This window comes from Clostridium sp. AM29-11AC (assembly GCF_003480545.1).
GTDB lineage: Bacteria > Bacillota > Clostridia > Lachnospirales > Lachnospiraceae > Otoolea > Otoolea saccharolyticum_A.
The window spans coordinates 251,290-269,413 of the sequence record NZ_QUJI01000001.1 but is presented as its reverse complement, the minus strand read 5'-3'; the positions used below and the strand labels follow the sequence as shown (position 1 = coordinate 269,413).

The following is an 18,124-nucleotide window of genomic DNA, read 5'->3' as shown; positions in this document are numbered from 1 at the left end:
GTCAGACACGTATCTGTCAGGTATGTCTGTTGCCGAACTTGTACTTTAGATTTGCATGACGGTCGAACATCATCAGGGCTGACTTTCCTTTCCGCAAAATCTCCGTCTATGTCAGGCAGGACAGATATCACGTCATGGAGGGTAAACTCAACGCCCGGGGCATGTCAATCTTCCTCTCCCTGGACAGATAAACGGACAAAAAGGGAATTTCCGTTTTGTTTTCTCCCTCTTTCAGCGGGAAGGAGCGGACGATTTTACTTAATCTTTCCAAATCCTTATTCACTCCGGCACCTCTCTTTGCAGGATCTTCCTGCCTTTTTATTTCAAGACAATCTCACAGTCTCATGTATCCCAATAAAAATCTGCTACGCAAACAGCTGCTCCAGCGTAATCAGTACGCCGTCCTCTTCATTGGACGGGCATACATGCTCTGCTGCATGTTTTACGCTTTCCGGAGCATTTTCCATCGCATAGCTGTATCGGCAGTATTGGAGCATTTCGATATCATTTCCCCCATCTCCAAAGGCTGCACACTGTTCCGGTGAAATTCCCCATCGCTCTGCAAGCCGTCTGATGCCGGATGCCTTGTGACAGCCCGGTACGATCAGATCGATGGATCCATGACCGCTGGTTGTAGGTTCCGCTTTTCCTTTCAGGCGTTCACAGAACATGTCATAGTAAAAATAAGTTTTTTCCTCCGGAACCGTCGGCGCGAATTTCAGTATCTGATCCTTTACCTCTTTCAAATCGTCTGCCCACTTCAGTCGGTGATAGTAGATTTTAGTAAGATCAAAAAACTCCTGGCTTACTGTTCCCTTCTGACAGTATGCGCTTTCCACTCCGCACAGAACATTTGATATTTCAGGATATTCCCTGCACAGATCAATGATCCGATCGACCGTTTCTTTCGGCATATCCGCCGTAAAGACCAGCTCTCCTCTGTCTTTTACAAAGGCCCCGTTTTCCGCTACAAAGGACAGCTCATCACAGTAACCCGGGAACAGATCTCTCAGCTGATAATATTGATTTCCGCTGGCCACAACAAAATTGCATCCAGCGTTCTCCATGTAGGATAATATCCTCTTAAAGCGGGAATATCATACGTATAGTCAGAGCGGACAAACGTACCGTCTATGTCCACAGCAACCAGTTTTATATCATGATTCATATGGTTCGTTCCTTTCTATGGTGCTGTCTCGTTTCTGAAGCAGACAAACTGCCCACTGTCAGAACACCGCTGTGTCAGAGCCTGAATGTTCGGCGGCTTCTTCTGTTCCCGCCGCACCGGGCGCGGATCACCCTCTGCCCCTCATCGAAAGCTGTTTTCAATCACTCCCGGCAGCAGCTTATAGATCGAGCCGCCAATTTTTCTCTCAAACATCTCTTTGATTTCCAGCGTTTTTCTCCAGCGGTCAACCGTAAAAGGCGGCGTCCCGTAGCGAAGCGCCACATCCACAAACCTCTTTTCCAGGAGGCAGAAGCCCGTTGGAAGCGCCAGCGCGTCACACAGCTGGACCAGCCTGTCATAGTCGTCGTAGGCAGCTCCCCTAATAAAGCCCTCCATAAACCGGTAATCCTCTTCAGACATATCGAAGGTGCCAATGGACGTTTTAATATCCTGTATCATAAAGGCGTGGGTTATGCAGATTTGCGCCGCCTTCTCCCATCCGCGCTCCATGCAGAAGCGGTAGCCGTCTATTAAATGCTTTTCCGATGTAACTCCGGCGTATCTTCCAATATCGTGCAGCAGCCCATAGCAATAGGCCCTGTCAGAAGATAAGTCCTCACACTGTGCAGCTATATTTTTGCAGGCAAGGGCAACGAAGCGGGAGTGTTCGATCCACCTCCCCGGATTCAGCCGCCCTGCCCATTCTAATTCTTTCTCTGCAGTTTTACAGTTCAGTTCCAATACTCTGTTCCTTTCTCGAGCAAAAGGGCCTGACCCTTACCCGTCAGACCCTTATGCAGCAAATCGGCCCGCTGCTGTCTAACACCCGCTTATATAAGAGGTTACGACTGCCATATAGTCTCTGGGCTCATCAAAGGTCAGCGAAAGCGGCAGGTAACTGCCGTTTTTCTGATATTCCTTCTCCAGTTCACGCTGAATCAGATACTGTCTTGTTATGTCTGTCTTCTGACCGTTTGGAGAACATACCATAACCCGCCCGCTGCATTTGTTTACTGTCTCTAAGAAACCTTTCAGATTCAGAATATATACTTTTATCATAGGCACCTCCCGACAGCCTTCTGCTGTTATGATTATTATAGCGCCTGTGATAGAGGTATAATATCTTTATCCTGTCACGTTTTATCACAATTCTGCCACCTGCGGCGGTACTGAAGCGGGGTGCAGCCTGCAAACTCACGGAAGACTTTTCCGAAATAACTGGCATTTCCCAATCCGCAGGCATATCCGGCTTCTGTGATCGGCATCTGGCTGTCCGCCAGTATCTGGCAGGCCATCTGCAGCCGGTAGCTTTTTATGTACTCTGCCGGCGTCATATGAAGGCAGTTCTGAAAGGCCCGGTAACACTCCCGCTCGCTCAGAAACACGCATCCGGCAAGTTCCGGAATGGAAATTTTCTCGGTGTAATGCTCATGCACGTAGACCATCATCTGCTTTACTTTGTCAGCGGTCCGATTCTCCCTCTGGGGGTTATCCTGCAGCAGGGCGAAACTGATTTTACATAACTGCACCCAAATCTTAGACAGGGCTTCTCTTATGTTTATCTCATAGCCAAAGTCCCTCTCCGACAGGAGAAATGCCCCGCGGTTGGAATCGATCAGAGCAGACTGTTCCGGCTGTTCCGGATACAGGGCAAGGATCTCTATCTGCGGCGCTGTGATGAGCGGTGTAATATATTTTTGCTCAATCAGACTTCCCTGACCGCCCGCAAGCAGCTTGGGATCAAAAATATGAAGCAGCTGTATATTTTTCTCCCTGTGGGACCTTATCTTCGTCATGTGCAGGACATTGGAATCGACCATGCCCGCTGTACCGGCGGGAAAAACTGCCGTTTTATGAGGCGTACAGTACTGTATCTCTCCGCTTTCCATGTAAAACAATTCTATGGCTCTGTGCCAGTGCCATGGGACAAAACGCTCCCGGTAATAGTCCAGCTCTGCCTGGGATGCGGTATATGGGAAATCCGGAGTGCGGTACGGCAGCTTTTCTTCTTTGCTGCCTGTCATAAATTCTAAATTACGGGTAATTCTCATTTCGGGTGCCTCCCCCTGCTGATTGACCTGCAAAAGCGGCAGTGCCCCTCTGAAGGAGCATTGCCGCTTCTCTTCTGTCTCAGGGTTCTAAGCCTGACTGATATTTCCGGCCGGAATCATCCAGGCGAAATTTTTTGCCAAAGGTTTAAAATCACAGTTTTCAGAGACTTCATGAGCCTGCCTGTACGGGAAGATCGTGATGTTTCCAAAAGCTTCAAAGCTGCCGGAGAGAGCTTTGAAGCTCCTCCTCTGCTCTTTAAAAATCCATATCTTCCGATTCTTCTTTTCCGCAGTCTGTGCAGATATCCCTGGAGGATGCGCCGCCCACGGATACATAGGTATCGCCCACAGCCGCTGCAGCACCGAAAGATACAGGCACAGCTACGCAGATGTCCTGGGTGATAGTGAAAGAGCAGGTTCCGTTTTTCTGTCCGCTGCAGGAGGTCTTTCCCGGAGTTACAACGGGCTCGCCGCAGCATTTGGTGTACGTCACTCCTGCTTCTGCGTAGGGAGTAATAGTCACAGGAACGCAGATGGATGCGCTCTGGTAGCCCGTAGCAGGGCAGGTCTGGTTCTCAGTCTCTGTTTTTAAAATATCGTTATTCTTGATAAATTCTCCTTCAAAATTAATAGGTTCATATTACTTGGTAGTGTAAAAAAGTTTGTGTCTTTGGAAGAAAATGACTCCTTTTTGGTAAGAATTACGATATGAAAATTCTTATCGAAAAGGAGTATTTTTATGCCGGTAGCTAAGGAACAGATTCGACAGATTATTGCTGATAACAACTTATCCAGTGTTGCTGATGTCTATTCCCTCCTCAGGGACAGTTTTAAGGATATCCTCCAGGAGCTGATGGAAGCGGAACTCGATGCCTCCCTCGGTTATGAAAAGAATCAGAAAGGGGATTCCGTTTCCTCTAACAAAAGGAACGGCCATTCCCAGAAAACCCTGAAAAGCCAGTATGGAGAGTTCCAGATTGACGTCCCCAGAGACCGCAACGGGGAATTCGAGCCGAAGCTCATCCCCAAATACCAGCGGGATATCTCCGGCATTGAGGATAAGGTGATCTCCCTTTATTCCAGAGGCCTCAGCACCAGGGATATCCATGACCAGCTTCAGGACCTCTATGGGATTGAACTGTCCGCTGAAATGGTCAGTAAGATCACAGACCGGATCCTCCCTGAAATCAAAGAGTGGCAGTCCCGTCCCCTCAATCCCATCTACCCTTTTGTCTTTATGGACTGTATCCATTACAAGGTCAGGGAAGAGGGCAGGATCCTCAGCCGGGCCGCTTATGTGGTGCTGGGCGTTACAACGGAAGGCTATAAGGAAATCCTCAGCATCACTGTAGGAGCCAATGAAACCTCAAAGTTCTGGCTGGGGATGCTCAATGACCTGAAGAACCGCGGCGTGCAGGATGTCCTGTTTTTCTGTGTGGACGGACTGCCGGGATTTAAGGACGCGATCCAGGCCGTATACCCGCAGGCACAGATCCAGCGGTGCGTCATCCACATGCTGCGCAATTCCTTCAAGTATGTGAATTACAATGACCTTAAGAAATTTTCCTCTGATTTCAAAGCGGTCTATAATGCCCCGACAGAGGCAGCAGCCCTGGCAGAGCTGGAGGCAGTGAAGGAAAAATGGGGAAAGAAGTACCCATACGCGATCAGTAACTGGGAAAACAACTGGGAGGATGTCAGTTCCTTTTTCCAGTTTTCAGGGGACATCCGCCGGATCATGTATACCACAAACATCATAGAAGGGCTGAACCGCCAGTACCGGAAGGTAACAAAAACAAAGAGTGTATTCCCGAGCGACAGCGCGCTGGAGAAAATGCTGTATCTGGCGAGCGGAAATGTGACAAAGAAATGGACGCAGAGATACCGGAACTGGGACCAGGTGCTCAGCCAGCTGATTCTTCTGTATCCGGAACGTCTTACACCGTATCTGTAAAGGAAGAAAAAGCAATAAAAGCCGGGACAGCGTTTTATAGGCATAAGCAGCTGTTCCGGCTCTGTTATACAGACATTTACAGTATAGCCGGGAAAGCCCGTTTTAAACCTGAAGTACGGGAAATGGCTTTGGCTTCTGTAAATGTCTAATCAGCATGTAAAAATTTAAAAAGCATGTATAAAAGAAAGCGGGCAGGAAATACTATAACCAGAAAGATAAATTCGACAAAAGATACGGCTGCAAAAGCCGACAAAAACCACTACATATCGAATTCTTATCTGGAAGGTTTCATTCCCATAGACACAGAATATTTTACAGCCTCTCGTTTTTTATAATTAATTCTTTTTCCCTCCGCCTTCTCTCAAAAAGCAAAAACCTTCTTCCCTCCACACTAACAAAAAATATCACCTACGACAGATACTCATTTTACATTACAGACTCCCGCTGCATAACAGTACTCCTGTATACGGCAATACTGTATATTTCCTGTATAATTTATGAATTTTTATACAGTTTATTGATAACTATTTAACCAACTTGAGAGACGAGCAGATTATCAGTTAGAATCACTTAAGATATCAGAAAGGAGGCCAGCCGCTTTATGGATAAGAAGAATGAAGAATCCCTACAGTCCCTCAGCCCCTATTTCTCCCCGCTGTTTCTCTCGGCTTTTTCGGCCTACAGCTCCCGTTTTAAAAAAGAAAGAACCAGGAGAGAGTACCTGTACGCAATCGCCTCCCTCTGCAACAGCGCCGGGTGCAGCTTCTTTGAACTTCGCCCTGAGCATATTTTGGAATATTTTCAGTCGTCCGATCTGAAATCTCAAGGTTCTGCAAATGATGCAGCATCTTCAAAGCCCGCAGAGTCTTCAGCTCCTTCGCCTGCCAAAGAAACATCCCTTCACTACAATCTCAGGGTATACCGGGCCTTTGCACGCTTTCTGGACGAGCACGCCGAACAGTACGGCCTGATGCCGGTCTATACCGGGCTTTTTTCCTCTCTCAGTTCCTCTTCCGAGGAGATGGAGTTTTCCATGGAATCCCTCCCGTCCTTTGAGGAGATAAACGGTGTCCTCGGCTGGCTCAGGGAAACCAATGACTTGACCACCTTCACAGCCGTTACCCTGGCTCTGCGCTGCGCCCTCACGGTTCAGGAGCTCGTGAGTCTTCGACGATCCATGTTTTTCCTTGATGCCCATGGGAGAACAGGGCTTCGCCTTCCCGTATCAGACAGCCGTAAAAGCTCAGGCAGTTCAGGTGCCAGAAGCCGGATCGTCAAAGTCCCTGAGGATGCGGCAGAAATCATACGCCTGCTCACTGCGGGGCGTCCGGCAGGAGAGGAGAACAGGGAGCAGAGCCTTCTTCTCAATAAGTACGGCCGCCCTCTGACGGTCCGTTCCCTTCAGATGCGGCTGAGAGAGGCCTGTCTGGCCTGCAAAATCCCCGCCTTTACCATGAATGACCTGCGCACACTGGGGATTGCCATGATGCTGAGAGGAGGCGCCTCTGTCAGCCAGGCTGCCGCTTACACAGGAGCCAGAAATACAGACTGGTTTTTCCGCTACAACCGCATTGTGACAGAGTTAGATGACTCGGCAGCTGACTACAGCCATCTGAGGATCGTTCCCTAGAACCCAGTCCGGCCCCCTGTCCTTTGTCAGCAGTCAAAACTGCTCTAAAAAACTGCTGTAATTTCTCGTAACAGTTCAGCCATGCGAAGATTAGGACAGGAAAATGCGTTGAAAGCGTGCTTTCATAAGAGTTTTCCTGTCCTAATCTTCATAGGGCGGACGCCAGACGCTTCTTGTCCGCTTCAAGCGGGCAAGAAGATATATGGCTGAACTGTTACAATTTTTTCATATTTCTCCCATCAACATGGTTGACAACACGCAAAAACAATGCTATTATACTATAGTATGCCGCACAGCGAGGCTGACAAGTCCGGTGATTTTCAATCCGTCCGGCGCCGAAACTGGCGAGTAATGATAAGAGGAGGTGCCATATGTACGCAATTATTGCAACAGGTGGTAAGCAGTACAAAGTAGCCGAGGGCGATATCATTAAAGTTGAGAAACTTGGTGCAGGTGCTGGCGAGACAGTTACCTTTGATCAGGTTCTTGCCGTAAACAACGGTGAGTTAAAGATCGGATGCCCGACCGTTGACGGTGCAACAGTTTCCGCAACTGTAGTAAAAGAGGGTAAAGGCAAAAAAGTTATCGTTTACAAGTACAAGAGCAAGACTGGCTATCACAAGAAGAACGGTCACAGACAGCTCTTCACACAGGTTAAGATTGAAAAGATCAACGCTTAATCAGAGATGATAAGAGTAAACGTATTCAAAGATTCTGATGGGAACTGCCGTGGAATCCAGTTAAAGGGCCACGCAGGATATGACGATTACGGCAGAGATATTATCTGTGCTTCCGTGTCGGCTCTCGCACTCAACATGGCAAATTCTGTTGAACAGTTTACGGACGACGGATTTGACGGGAGTGTGGAGGAGGAGAGCGGAGCATTTGAATTTTCCTTTACCGGCAATATCAGCGCAGAATCGAAACTCCTTATGGATTCGCTTATTCTGGGACTCCGGAATATTGCTGAAACCTACGGAGAACAATATATTAAAATCCGGTTTGAGGAGGTGTAAGTGATGTTTAAAATGAACCTTCAGTTATTCGCTCACAAAAAAGGTGTTGGTTCTACAAAGAACGGCCGTGATTCCGAGTCCAAGAGACTGGGAGCCAAGAGAGCAGATGGACAATTTGTATTAGCTGGAAACATTCTTTACAGACAGCGTGGTACAAAGATTCATCCAGGTGTCAACGTAGGCCGCGGTGGAGATGATACATTATTCGCTAAGGTTGACGGCGTTGTTAGATTTGAGAGAAAGGGCAGAGACAAGAAGCAGGTTTCTGTTTACCCAAGAGCAATTAACGAGTAATTAAAACAGCTCCATACCTCATCGTATGGGGCTGTTTTTTGGATATGTGAAAACAAACAGCGAAAGGAACAGGTGTTATTATGTTTGCCGACAGCGCAAAAGTATATATCAGATCCGGAAAAGGCGGAGATGGCCATGTAAGCTTCAGGCGTGAACTGTATGTGGCTGCCGGTGGCCCTGACGGCGGAGACGGCGGAAGAGGCGGAGACGTAATCTTCGAGGTTGACGACGGCCTCAACACGCTGACAGACTTCCGCCATGTCCGCAAGTATGCGGCACAGGACGGTGAGCCGGGCGGGAAACGCCGCTGCCATGGAGCAGACGGTGAGGATATAATCATCAAGGTTCCCGAAGGAACTGTAATCAAGGATTTTGAGTCCGGAAAGGTGATCGCCGATATGTCCGGCGACAACCGGCGGGAAGTGATCTTAAAGGGCGGAAAGGGCGGCCTTGGCAATATGCATTTTGCCACGTCTACCATGCAGGTTCCCAAATATGCTCAGCCGGGACAGCCGGCCCAGGAACTCTGGGTTCAGCTTGAATTAAAGGTGATCGCCGACGTGGGACTTGTGGGCTTCCCCAATGTGGGAAAATCCACCCTTCTCTCCCGTGTATCCAATGCCAGACCCAAAATTGCAAACTACCACTTCACAACCCTGAACCCCCACCTGGGAGTTGTGGACTTAAGCGAGGGGCAGGGCTTTGTGATGGCGGATATTCCGGGCCTTATCGAGGGAGCCTCCCAGGGCGTGGGTCTTGGCCATTCCTTCCTCAGGCACATCGAACGGACAAAGGTACTCATCCATGTAGTGGACGCCGCGTCCACAGAAGGAAGGGATCCGGTGGCCGATATTAAGGCTATCAACGAAGAGCTGCGGGCCTATAATCCGGAGCTTCTGAAGCGTCCGCAGGTCATCGCCGCCAATAAGATTGACGCCATCTACGTGGATCCGGAAAGCGGTGAGGAGAACCCCGTAGAGCGCCTGAAAAAGGCCTTTGAGCCGGAGGGAATTCGGGTATTTGCCATCTCTGCTGTCAGCGGCCAGGGCGTGAAGGAGCTTCTCTACCACGTAAACGAGCTGCTGAAAACAGTGGATCAGGCCCCTGTTATTTTTGAAAAAGAGTTTGAATACCAGTATCAGGCTGAAAATCTGCCGTACACCGTTGAGAAGAATGAGGACGGCGTCTATGTGGTTGAGGGGCCGAAGATTGAGAAGATGCTGGGATATACAAACCTGGACTCCGAGAAGGGCTTCCAGTTCTTCCAGAAATTCCTGAAGGACTCCGGTATTCTGGCAGAGCTTGAGGAGGCCGGCATCGAGGAGGGCGATACAGTCCGCATGTACGGCCTGGAATTTGATTATTATAAATAGAGACAATATTCGTAAATGGAACTTCTATAAAGAACCGTTAAAGAAATTATGTGATATACAGAGACAGCCGCGGCGGCAGGAGGATCTTCCGTCCTGCGATGCCGCTTCCGGCTGATAGGGGAATAGATATGACAAGTAAACAGAGAGCCTATTTAAAAGGGCTGGCTATGACAATAGATCCGATTTTCCAGATTGGAAAATCCAGTGTAACTCCTGAGCTCACCGCTGCAGTGGCAGAGGCCCTGGAGGCGAGAGAACTGATTAAGCTGAGCATTCTTAAAAACTGTCTGGACGATGGAAAATCCGTTGCCGCCGTGCTGGCTGAGCGCACTCATTCTGAGGTGGTTCAGGTAATCGGAAAGAAAATCGTTCTCTATAAGCCGGCTAAGGATGAAAAAAAGAGAAAGATCGTTCTTCCGTAAGGCTGAACTGTCCGGGAAGGGAGGCCTGACTGAAAGTGAAGAAGATAGGTATTATGGGCGGAACCTTTGATCCCATCCATTCAGGCCATCTGATGCTTGGGAAGCAGGCATATGAAGAATATGATCTGGACTGTGTCTGGTATATGCCGTCCAGACAGCCGCCCCACAAAAAAGATCACGGGATCACTCCTGCTGCCCTGCGCCTTGAAATGGTGAATCTGGCAGTGGAGCGCACGCCGTTTTTTTCCTGCTCCGATTTCGAGCTTCGCAGAAAGGATGGAAACACCTATACGGCTGACACCCTCCGCCTTCTGAAAGAAGAGTATCCCGACACAGAGTTTTATTTTATTGTGGGAGCAGATTCCATCTTTGACATAGAAAAATGGTATCATCCGGAGCTTGTGATGAAGCTCGCCGTCATTTTAGCGGCAGACCGCTCCTGCGGTCACGACGATCAGCCTCTGGACAGCCAGATCCGGTACCTTTCCGCAAAATACGATGCGAGGATCTGCCGGCTCCACTCCAGGAGGATGAATGTGTCGTCAGAGCATCTGCGCGCTATGATACGCCGCGGAGAATCTGTCTCCGCCTATATCCCGGAACCTGTGGAGCAGTTTATCAGACAGAAAAATTTATATCTCGATGAAAGACAGTGAAAGACAGCCGAAACGGTGAGACACTTCCTCACTGTCTATACTGAAGGGGGCGCCGAATATGAACAGTAAAATTTTAAGCATCCGGGAGGATCTGGCATCCAGACTGAAGCCTGGAAGGTATGAGCATTCCCTGAGCGTTTCTTTTACCTGCATGGCTCTTGCCATGAAATACGGCTTTGATCTGGACCGGGCAGAGCTGGCGGGGATTCTCCACGACTGTGCAAAATGTTACGACAACACTGCGATCATAGAAAAATGCAGAAAATACGGCCTTGAACTGACAGAGGGAGAGCTTCAGGCCCCTTCCGTTATCCATGCAAAGCTTGGGGCTTTTCTGGCAGAGCACAGATATGGGGTGACAGATCCGGAGATTTTGAGTGCCATTGCCTGTCACACTACAGGAAAACCTGAGATGAGCCTGTTGGACAAAATTTTATATATTGCAGACTACATCGAGCCGCGCCGGAACAAGGTGGAGGCACTTCCCGAAATTCGCCGTCTCGCCTTTGAAGATCTGGACGAGGCACTGTTTCAGATAATGGAGGGAACGCTTCATTATCTCGAATCATCCGGCTCTTATACGGACACAATGACACAGAAAGCGTATCATTATTATAAAGAGAAGAAAGAGGAGAGTAAATAAACAGATGAGTCAATCAAAAGATATGGTAAAGCTGGCCGTAAAGGCTCTTGAAGATAAGAAGGGTGAGGACGTAAAGATTATCGACATCCAGGGCGTTTCCATTCTGGCTGACTATTTTATTATCGCCGGTGGCTCCAATGTCAGCCAGGTTCAGGCCATGGCGGACAACGTGGAGGAAGAGCTGTTTAAGGCTGGTTTTGAACCGCGCCAGATAGAGGGCTACAGCACGGCTAACTGGATTCTGATGGATTACGGCGATATTATCGTCCACATTTTCTCACGGGAGGATCGCCTTTTCTATGATCTGGAGAGAATCTGGCGGGATGGGAAAATGCTCGAAAGCGTTGACGAACTGTAAGAATACCGGAAATGCAGAGGCCCGGAAAGAAAACCCGGTTTTTTTCCTTCCCGGGCCTCTGAGATGTATGCAGTCCGATGCATGCAATTTCGTTTGCGCAGTTTCATAATTCCGTTTGTGCAGTTCTATTGGTCCAAATCTATTACATCATCATTCTGAACAGCCCAATCACTTTTCCGAGAATCTGAACCTCGTCCACAAAAATAGGCTCCATAGAAGCATTTTCAGGCTGCAGTCTATAGTGGCCGTCCTCCCGGTAGAAGCGTTTCACTGTGGCGGAATCATCCAGCAGAGCTACCACAATTTCCCCGTTTTCGGCTGTATTCGTCTTTTCCACAAGAATCTGATCCCCGTTAAAAATTCCTGCCTCGATCATACTGTCGCCCTTTACTTTGAGCATAAAAATTTCTTTATTGGGGAGAAGCTCTGACGGGATTGGAAAGTAAGTTTCGATATTTTCCTGTGCCAGAAGAGGAGTTCCGGCAGCTACTGTGCCGATCAGCGGCACATTCACAACCTCTCGGCGGGCAAGGTTGAAGCAGTCATCGATGATTTCAATGGTCCTCGGTTTCGTGGGATCGCGGCGGATATATCCGTTCTTCTCAAGCGTTTCCAGATGAGAGTGAACGGATGATGTGGATTTGAGCTTGACAGCCTCACAGATCTCGCGCACAGCCGGCGGATATCCCTTCTTTAAAATCGTTTCTTTAATATATTCTAAAATTTCCTGCTGTTTTGGTGTAATTTTCTCCTGTGACATAGTAAAACCTCCCGTAGGTATTGGCAAAAAGAGTATTCTGCCCCTGATAATACTATATTAGCATAAATCTTTAAAAAAAGCAAACTTTTGTTCGATTTTTTTCAAATCCCATTGACAAACGCATGTTCGGGTAATATAATACACTTACAAGAAAGAACACGTGTTCGGGAACATAGGTTCCCTTTATGTATCTGCTGTTTAGGTGAAACACACAGGATAAAGGAGATTATTTTTATGAAAGGTCAGAGCAGAAAACAAAACATTTCAAAGGTACAGAAAGATTCCGTATTCAGTAGAAGAACAGCAGTGGCGGTCCTCGCCGTTCTGCTTATCTGCGCATTTTTTACCGGAATGAATCTGCTCCACTCTCAGGCGCAGGAAAAGACCAGTCCCTATCACAAATACTACACCAGCATCCGAATCCAGGAGGGAGACAGCCTTTGGAGCATAGCAGAAAGCTATAAAACACATTCGGGAAAAAGTACAGCAGAGTACGTCCATGATTTAAGACAGATGAACTCCCTCTCAGATGATACCATACACGCGGGGAACTATCTGACCGTTTACTACTATGATTTAGAGCTGAAATAGAAGAACAGAAAATAACCGGAAGACAGCCTGCTGAGAGCTGCCAAAGCAGATTACCCATCAAACAGGCTGTACTGTATTCCCTTTTTCAGAAGCCCTGGGAAAATTCCGACGCCGGAGACAGTATGCTCTTTAATCAGTTTTCTCTAAGCTTTACCTTATTCCGGGCACTTCTTCGGCGTTCATCCTCGAGGGCCGCATAATGTTTCTTCGTTGTGTTGACATCTGCGTGGCCCAGAACGTCGGCTACCAGGTAAATATCGCCTGTCTCCCGGTAAAGATTCGTTCCGTACGTGCTTCTCAGTTTATGGGGGGTGATCTTTTTCAGAGGAGTGACAATCCGTGAATACTTTTTGACCAGATTTTCAACGCTTCTCACATTCATCCTCTTTTTCTGCATGGAGAGGAACAGTGCCTCCTCGTTCCCTGGTGCCGGTATCATTTTTTTCCGCTCTTCCAGGTAGGCTCTGAGCGCCTGCTCCACCTCGTCTCCGAAATAGATGATAACCTCCTTACCGCCTTTTCTGTGTATGCGGATTCCGTCCACATTGAAATCCACGTCATTCAGATTCAGCCCGATACATTCAGACACGCGGATTCCTGTTCCCAGCAAAAGGGTCATAAGGGCCAGATCCCTGATTTTTGTCTTCTCATGGTATGCCTTCTGCCTTTTTGTAAGCTCCTGGCCGTCCTCAACCAGGTCTAACAGGCGGGCTACCTCGTCGATTTCCAGCCGGATGATCTCCTTCTCATGGAGTTTCGGCAGCTTTACCAGTGCCGCCGGATTTGTCTTGATCCTCTCATTTCTGAAAAAATAGTTGTAGAAGCTCTTCAGCGAGGACATTTTCCTCGTCAAGCCTCTCTCTGTATTGACTAAATCTTCTTTATTTTCAGTGGAATGGCATTTCAGAAATTCCAGGTATTCCTCTAAATCCATGACGCCAATCTGATCCAATACGTCCACTGTAAAGTCGCGCTTATCCCGATCTTTCCAAAGGGGATTTGTCTGGCAGAGAAAGTCGAAAAAAATGCTTAAATCGTAGGCATATGCAATCCTGGTGCGGGAGGAGGTTCTCGGCTCAATCCCCCGGAAAAAGTCAGCGCAGAAGGGCGGAAGCTCCCCTATCAGTTTTCTCAGTTTTTTCGTATTTTCAATGGTTTCCTGCTCATGGTATGAAAGATTTGCCATTTCTAATCCCTCCAAATAAGTACTCTCAGCGGCTTCTTTCTGGCCACCCCGGAATGTTTCCCGTTATAATAGCGTGGAACAGTCTGTCTTTGACGCCAGATGCCTCCATGTTAATGGTTTTAATCAGCTGCTTCACATACTCCCTCTTGGTTTTCCCGTCAACCGGACAGGGGTTTTTGCATACCGGAAGGCTGTAACGGTTTTTAAATCCTATAATATCCGCTTCCGGGATGTATAAAAAAGGTCTGATAACGAATAAATCCATTCTGTCCAGATAGGTTTTCGGAGAAAATGAGTGAAACCGCCCCTCGTAGATCAGAGAGAGCAGCATTGTGTCAATCAGATCGTCTCTGTGGTGAGCATACGCAATTTTATTGCAGCCCAAATTTTTTGCAGCCTGATTGAGGGCCCCCTTCCTCATTTTCGCACAGAGCGCACAGGGATTCGATTCCTTCCTGGTCTCAAACACCACCTGGCTGATTTCTGTAGGGACAATTGTGTAGGGAACACAGAGAGAAGAGCAGAACTCCTGAGCTGCCTCCAGATTAAAGTTTCCAAATCCCAAGTCAACAGTTATAGCACATAGATCAAAGGACTTCGGATAAAATTTCTGAATATGCTTCAGCGCATACAGCAAAGCGAGGCTGTCTTTACCTCCAGAAAGCCCCACAGCAATTTTGTCACCTGATTCAATCATTCCATAGTCATCCAAAGCCTGACGCGTCAGGCTCAACAGTCGTTGTAACTTCATAAATTCTCCTGTATCTTCAGTGTCTGGGTATTGAAATAGTTGTTTTTATTTACCGTTCGTTTATCCACTGTTCATTATAACATAAGAACGATTCTCTGCAAAACTGAAAAGTCAAAATATTCTGCCGGGCTGCAGCGGTTCTAAAACACAGACTGGAAATGGACTGACTTTACGGGAACAGCTTGTATTTATCTTTATTTTCCTGATTTTATTCATCTTATTTTTTATTTGATCTTATCGCTGAGAGAACTTATCGGAGGGATTGGAAACGGCAATTCTTTATTGCCTTCTTGTTATTTAATTAACAATTAAAACGATCAATATAGCCTACATTAGCCACGGGAAGAACTCTAAGGTAAGATTTCAGAAGCGTTAACCAGCTTTGTCACAGAGAACATTAGACGACAGGTATGGAGTGGAACATGCAAATAGGTGCAAAGGGGGACAAGTCGTACACGAAACAGAAAATGAAAAGGGAAAAGGTCAAACAATTAAAATAATCAAATGATTCATAATGTAAAATAAACAGCAGACAATGCAAAGCATTTTATAACAGCCGGCAGAGTTTAAATAAACAAGGCACGGACTGGGCGATTGGTTGAAATGATAAAGCTGTATGGGCCTTGTAAAGGCAAACAGGAACCGGTGAAAGGCAAAAGAGCTGTATAAACCGCTTTTTCGCACAAACTATTCGATAAACTATTCTTTCACGAATAGTTATAGATGGAGGTGGTTCTTCTGTTCCGTAAGATGTTTTCCGGTTTGTTATCGGTGATTCTGGTTTTCATGTGCTGCTGTGCTATGCAGGTCCAGCCGGGTGAACTGATGGCGATATACTGAATCATTGATAATCTATAAAAATCCCCTGTAGCCATGCCCCAGGGGAAAAGTTTTTTTATCTGATTTCCTTCAGCATCAGGTTCCGGCCTTCCAGAACGGTTTGGACAAAAGCAACAGGTTCATCGTCTTTTTGCTCTATTTCAAACCATTATCCCTATTCCACTAAACTCCGGTAATCAGTCCATTCCCTGTTCGTATGACTTACTGTCACGTTATTGGTATTTCCGGCGCTCTCGTGGATACATATCATATCCCCCGTCGCCTCATCCCATCCCAGAAACATGACAACATGGGCATCATCTCCTGATATAACTGCAATATCTCCCGGCTTCAGCTCTTCCTTTGTGACTGCTCTTCCGCTCTCGGCCAGACTGCTGGTGCCCGCACTTGTAATTGGGGAGTCCAGAACCGACCAGTAAACCCAGTTGATCCATCCGGAACAGTCGAGGCCTTTTAAGGTGCGCCCCATTGTGTCCGGAGATGTCAGCGAAAAGAAGTTGTTTCCGCCAAATCCAGGGCAGGCCGGTTTTCCTCCATAGTAATATGGAACCTTTCCCACGGAATCCAGCGCAAAAGCTATCAGGGACTTTCTCTCCGCCGACAGCTCATCAGGCAGGAGGCTCATATACGTTTCATATTCCTGTCTCGTAAGAGTCTTTCCAAAGGACACTGCCGGGCGGGTAAAGCCGAACTGTGCCTCCCAATCCTGGTCAGCCAGGGCACACGCCGCCTTCATGGTATCGTCATTCCACCCCGGCCAAATCAGAGTCTCTGCCATGGCAGAATAAACGGCATCTTCCGGGCTCTCCTCCTCTGCAGCTTCTGTCTCCTGTATGCCCTGAGCCAGCAAAAAAAGATTGTTCTTTTCGTCAAGGCCGTTGATACGGACAGTTACTGTGACGTCCACATGTCCCGGGCACCCTGAAAAGTTCTCTCCGTCTCCCGTCTCCTGTCCCGCCGAAGCCTGCTGTGCCATTTCCTGGCTGATGTCAGGTATCTGCTGACAATTTATCTTTTCTCCCTCTGCATTACCTGTCTTCTCGCTGTATTCGGTTTTTACTGAAACTCCTGTACCTTGGCTGTTCTCATTTTTTACCGAAACATCCCCATTTTGGCTGTTCTCGCTTTTTACTGAAGTATCCATATTTTGGCTGTTTCCATTTTTTACTGTATTTCCTGCAGCTTCGCTGTCTGCTTCATTGTCTGTATTTTCTTTTCTTACAGTTTCTCCGCTCTGTTCTCTGCTGTCTGTACTTGCCGTATGGTTCTCTCCCGCCTTCGCCGCCCCTTCGTCTGCCTGAGCTTTTGGATCGGAAGCCGGCCCGGAGGGCATCTGCAGTGCCGGCCCCTCAGCTGAAATCTCTGCAGCTTTTTCCTGATTCAGAGTTTCATTTTCTGGAAGCACCTCTCTCTTAGGCACACTTTCTGTTTCCCCGCTCTCCTCCTCTTCACAGCCGCCGCAGTAATAGACAGAGCCTACAGAAATATCATACTGGTGAGAAAGCTCCCACAATTTAAAAGCATAGTCTTCTGTTGCTTCATAGTCATCCCAGGAGTGGTAATAGGCATAAACACTGGCTAAGGACAAAATTTCCTGTGAGTTGGTATAGCTTTCATCTGCCTGGGCATCTCCGTCTAAAAACTGCAGATGGATGCTCGTCCTGTATGGAAGCTGGTTCAAATCATGGTAAATTCTGTACATCCACTCCTGTTCCTTCTCATTCAGCTTTTCAAAAAGCTTTCCGCCCAGAGACTGAAGGTGATGGGACGGATTGAGCAGGCAGAGCCCTCTCTGTATCTCCTGAAACATCAGATTCTCCATCCCCGCTGCATTCCCTGGCTGTGAAAAGAGATATGCCAGATTCAAACTGAGGGCAGACGAGGTGTATCCGGCTCCCATATTCGACGGCTGAAGGTGTTCCAGAAACTCCTGACAGTACCAGGCAGCCTTCTTTAAAACACCCGTTTCTTTGGCACCTGTGTCTGTGAACACTTTCGTATTCCTTCCATCTATTTTGAGGCCGGCTTCAGCACCTGCCTTTCTCACCACAGCCTCCTCTTTTAAATTTTTTTTCTCATCCTCTCCGCCTTCATTTTCCTCAAAAGCGGCAAGTCCGCTGATGTCCGTATATTGTGAAATTTTAACTGGCAAAATCGAGGCCGCCGCCAGGGCAGCGGCAGCTGCTATGTATGTTCTGAGCTGATTGGTCATATCTGTATTTCGGCGTTTCGCCTGTCTCCCATCTGTAAAACTTAACTGAAAATAACCTGTACTAATAACATATCACGAACGCTCTTTCCATATCAATCACAAATCACAAAATTTTTGAATCAGAACGTCAGGCTTTCATGGTTACAAACAGGTAACTATGCCACAATATTGTGCGTACTTCACAGTCCGCACAAAGGAGATTACAATAAGCTCATAAGA

General features: G+C 47.6%; 20 protein-coding genes and 1 pseudogene. 11 read left to right on the top strand and 10 right to left on the bottom strand.

Annotated features, from left to right (window positions below):
- Nucleotides 1–22 precede the first annotated feature (22 nt).
- The 6 genes and pseudogenes from DW757_RS01270 to DW757_RS01245 form a co-directional block, all read right to left on the bottom strand.
- Nucleotides 23–91: pseudogene (locus DW757_RS01270) on the bottom strand (IS200/IS605 family transposase); the annotation flags it as partial.
- A 274-nt stretch (nt 92–365) separates the two neighbouring features.
- Complete coding sequence (locus tag DW757_RS01265; RefSeq protein WP_243033257.1) at nt 366–1,067, bottom strand: Cof-type HAD-IIB family hydrolase; 702 nt, start codon at nt 1,065–1,067, stop codon at nt 366–368.
- Between the two features lie 242 nt (nt 1,068–1,309).
- Nucleotides 1,310–1,909 carry an HD domain-containing protein gene (locus DW757_RS01260; RefSeq protein ID WP_118750746.1) on the bottom strand — a complete coding sequence of 200 codons (600 nt, stop codon included), beginning with the start codon at nt 1,907–1,909 and terminating at the stop codon, nt 1,310–1,312.
- A gap of 78 nt (nt 1,910–1,987) precedes the next feature.
- Nucleotides 1,988–2,227 (bottom strand): hypothetical protein, encoded by a 240-nt coding sequence (locus tag DW757_RS01255; protein ID WP_008397256.1) that lies wholly within the window; start codon nt 2,225–2,227, stop codon nt 1,988–1,990.
- 74 nt (nt 2,228–2,301) lie between these two features.
- Nucleotides 2,302–3,219 (bottom strand): AraC family transcriptional regulator, encoded by a 918-nt coding sequence (locus tag DW757_RS01250; RefSeq protein WP_118750745.1) that lies wholly within the window; start codon nt 3,217–3,219, stop codon nt 2,302–2,304.
- Between the two features lie 256 nt (nt 3,220–3,475).
- A complete protein-coding gene (locus DW757_RS01245) occupies nt 3,476–3,712 on the bottom strand; it encodes a hypothetical protein (protein WP_243033254.1) in 237 nt (78 codons plus the stop codon).
- A gap of 246 nt (nt 3,713–3,958) precedes the next feature.
- Here DW757_RS01245 and DW757_RS01240 point away from each other — a divergent pair, with 246 nt between their 5' ends.
- From DW757_RS01240 to rsfS, 10 genes are all read left to right on the top strand, one after another.
- Nucleotides 3,959–5,173 (top strand): IS256 family transposase, encoded by a 1,215-nt coding sequence (locus DW757_RS01240; RefSeq protein ID WP_118750743.1) that lies wholly within the window; start codon nt 3,959–3,961, stop codon nt 5,171–5,173.
- A 601-nt stretch (nt 5,174–5,774) separates the two neighbouring features.
- Entirely contained in the window at nt 5,775–6,803 is a 1,029-nt protein-coding gene (locus DW757_RS01235) for a tyrosine-type recombinase/integrase (RefSeq protein WP_118750742.1), read from the top strand.
- A gap of 371 nt (nt 6,804–7,174) precedes the next feature.
- Nucleotides 7,175–7,483 carry a 50S ribosomal protein L21 gene (gene rplU, locus DW757_RS01230; RefSeq protein WP_008398292.1) on the top strand — a complete coding sequence of 103 codons (309 nt, stop codon included), beginning with the start codon at nt 7,175–7,177 and terminating at the stop codon, nt 7,481–7,483.
- Between the two features lie 6 nt (nt 7,484–7,489).
- Nucleotides 7,490–7,819 carry a ribosomal-processing cysteine protease Prp gene (locus DW757_RS01225; protein ID WP_015544401.1) on the top strand — a complete coding sequence of 110 codons (330 nt, stop codon included), beginning with the start codon at nt 7,490–7,492 and terminating at the stop codon, nt 7,817–7,819.
- Nucleotides 7,820–7,822: 3 nt separating this feature from the next.
- Nucleotides 7,823–8,113 (top strand): 50S ribosomal protein L27, encoded by a 291-nt coding sequence (gene rpmA / locus DW757_RS01220; RefSeq protein WP_008398290.1) that lies wholly within the window; start codon nt 7,823–7,825, stop codon nt 8,111–8,113.
- A gap of 80 nt (nt 8,114–8,193) precedes the next feature.
- The gene (gene obgE, locus DW757_RS01215) at nt 8,194–9,486 is read left to right on the top strand and encodes a GTPase ObgE (RefSeq protein WP_118750741.1); all 1,293 of its coding nucleotides are present in this window, start codon (nt 8,194–8,196) and stop codon (nt 9,484–9,486) included.
- Nucleotides 9,487–9,614: 128 nt separating this feature from the next.
- A complete protein-coding gene (gene yhbY / locus DW757_RS01210) occupies nt 9,615–9,908 on the top strand; it encodes a ribosome assembly RNA-binding protein YhbY (RefSeq protein WP_044931569.1) in 294 nt (97 codons plus the stop codon).
- 35 nt (nt 9,909–9,943) lie between these two features.
- Entirely contained in the window at nt 9,944–10,564 is a 621-nt protein-coding gene (gene nadD / locus DW757_RS01205; RefSeq protein WP_008398287.1) for a nicotinate-nucleotide adenylyltransferase, read from the top strand.
- Between the two features lie 58 nt (nt 10,565–10,622).
- The gene (gene yqeK, locus DW757_RS01200; RefSeq protein ID WP_008398286.1) at nt 10,623–11,207 is read left to right on the top strand and encodes a bis(5'-nucleosyl)-tetraphosphatase (symmetrical) YqeK; all 585 of its coding nucleotides are present in this window, start codon (nt 10,623–10,625) and stop codon (nt 11,205–11,207) included.
- A 4-nt stretch (nt 11,208–11,211) separates the two neighbouring features.
- The gene (gene rsfS, locus DW757_RS01195) at nt 11,212–11,565 is read left to right on the top strand and encodes a ribosome silencing factor (RefSeq protein ID WP_008398285.1); all 354 of its coding nucleotides are present in this window, start codon (nt 11,212–11,214) and stop codon (nt 11,563–11,565) included.
- Between the two features lie 142 nt (nt 11,566–11,707).
- On the opposite strand, the gene lexA is transcribed toward rsfS, so the two are convergent.
- Nucleotides 11,708–12,325: a transcriptional repressor LexA gene (gene lexA / locus DW757_RS01190; RefSeq protein ID WP_015574188.1), complete on the bottom strand. Its 618-nt coding sequence runs from the start codon at nt 12,323–12,325 to the stop codon at nt 11,708–11,710.
- Between the two features lie 234 nt (nt 12,326–12,559).
- On the opposite strand from lexA, the gene DW757_RS01185 reads away from it, so the two are divergent.
- Nucleotides 12,560–12,916 (top strand): LysM peptidoglycan-binding domain-containing protein, encoded by a 357-nt coding sequence (locus DW757_RS01185; RefSeq protein ID WP_118750740.1) that lies wholly within the window; start codon nt 12,560–12,562, stop codon nt 12,914–12,916.
- Between the two features lie 133 nt (nt 12,917–13,049).
- Here the strand turns inward: DW757_RS01185 and DW757_RS01180 are convergent, their stop codons facing one another.
- From DW757_RS01180 to DW757_RS01170, 3 genes are all read right to left on the bottom strand, one after another.
- The gene (locus tag DW757_RS01180) at nt 13,050–14,102 is read right to left on the bottom strand and encodes a tyrosine-type recombinase/integrase (RefSeq protein WP_118750739.1); all 1,053 of its coding nucleotides are present in this window, start codon (nt 14,100–14,102) and stop codon (nt 13,050–13,052) included.
- A 25-nt stretch (nt 14,103–14,127) separates the two neighbouring features.
- Entirely contained in the window at nt 14,128–14,853 is a 726-nt protein-coding gene (locus DW757_RS01175) for a tRNA 2-thiocytidine(32) synthetase TtcA (RefSeq protein WP_008398221.1), read from the bottom strand.
- Nucleotides 14,854–15,847: 994 nt separating this feature from the next.
- Nucleotides 15,848–17,845 (bottom strand): NlpC/P60 family protein, encoded by a 1,998-nt coding sequence (locus DW757_RS01170; protein ID WP_182433224.1) that lies wholly within the window; start codon nt 17,843–17,845, stop codon nt 15,848–15,850.
- Nucleotides 17,846–18,124 lie beyond the last annotated feature (279 nt).

Bases quoted from the DNA above. Each gene is read 5' to 3' on its own strand.
- DW757_RS01265 (WP_243033257.1), bottom strand. From the start codon at position 1,067: ATGGAGAACGCTGGATGCAATTTTGTTGTGGCCAGCGGAAATCAATAT.
- DW757_RS01255 (WP_008397256.1), bottom strand. From the start codon at position 2,227: ATGATAAAAGTATATATTCTGAATCTGAAAGGTTTCTTAGAGACAGTA.
- DW757_RS01250 (WP_118750745.1), bottom strand. From the start codon at position 3,219: ATGAGAATTACCCGTAATTTAGAATTTATGACAGGCAGCAAAGAAGAA.
- DW757_RS01240 (WP_118750743.1), top strand. From the start codon at position 3,959: ATGCCGGTAGCTAAGGAACAGATTCGACAGATTATTGCTGATAACAAC.
- DW757_RS01235 (WP_118750742.1), top strand. From the start codon at position 5,775: ATGGATAAGAAGAATGAAGAATCCCTACAGTCCCTCAGCCCCTATTTC.
- rplU (WP_008398292.1), top strand. From the start codon at position 7,175: ATGTACGCAATTATTGCAACAGGTGGTAAGCAGTACAAAGTAGCCGAG.
- DW757_RS01225 (WP_015544401.1), top strand. From the start codon at position 7,490: ATGATAAGAGTAAACGTATTCAAAGATTCTGATGGGAACTGCCGTGGA.
- rpmA (WP_008398290.1), top strand. From the start codon at position 7,823: ATGTTTAAAATGAACCTTCAGTTATTCGCTCACAAAAAAGGTGTTGGT.
- obgE (WP_118750741.1), top strand. From the start codon at position 8,194: ATGTTTGCCGACAGCGCAAAAGTATATATCAGATCCGGAAAAGGCGGA.
- yhbY (WP_044931569.1), top strand. From the start codon at position 9,615: ATGACAAGTAAACAGAGAGCCTATTTAAAAGGGCTGGCTATGACAATA.
- yqeK (WP_008398286.1), top strand. From the start codon at position 10,623: ATGAACAGTAAAATTTTAAGCATCCGGGAGGATCTGGCATCCAGACTG.
- rsfS (WP_008398285.1), top strand. From the start codon at position 11,212: ATGAGTCAATCAAAAGATATGGTAAAGCTGGCCGTAAAGGCTCTTGAA.
- lexA (WP_015574188.1), bottom strand. From the start codon at position 12,325: ATGTCACAGGAGAAAATTACACCAAAACAGCAGGAAATTTTAGAATAT.
- DW757_RS01185 (WP_118750740.1), top strand. From the start codon at position 12,560: ATGAAAGGTCAGAGCAGAAAACAAAACATTTCAAAGGTACAGAAAGAT.
- DW757_RS01180 (WP_118750739.1), bottom strand. From the start codon at position 14,102: ATGGCAAATCTTTCATACCATGAGCAGGAAACCATTGAAAATACGAAA.
- DW757_RS01175 (WP_008398221.1), bottom strand. From the start codon at position 14,853: ATGAAGTTACAACGACTGTTGAGCCTGACGCGTCAGGCTTTGGATGAC.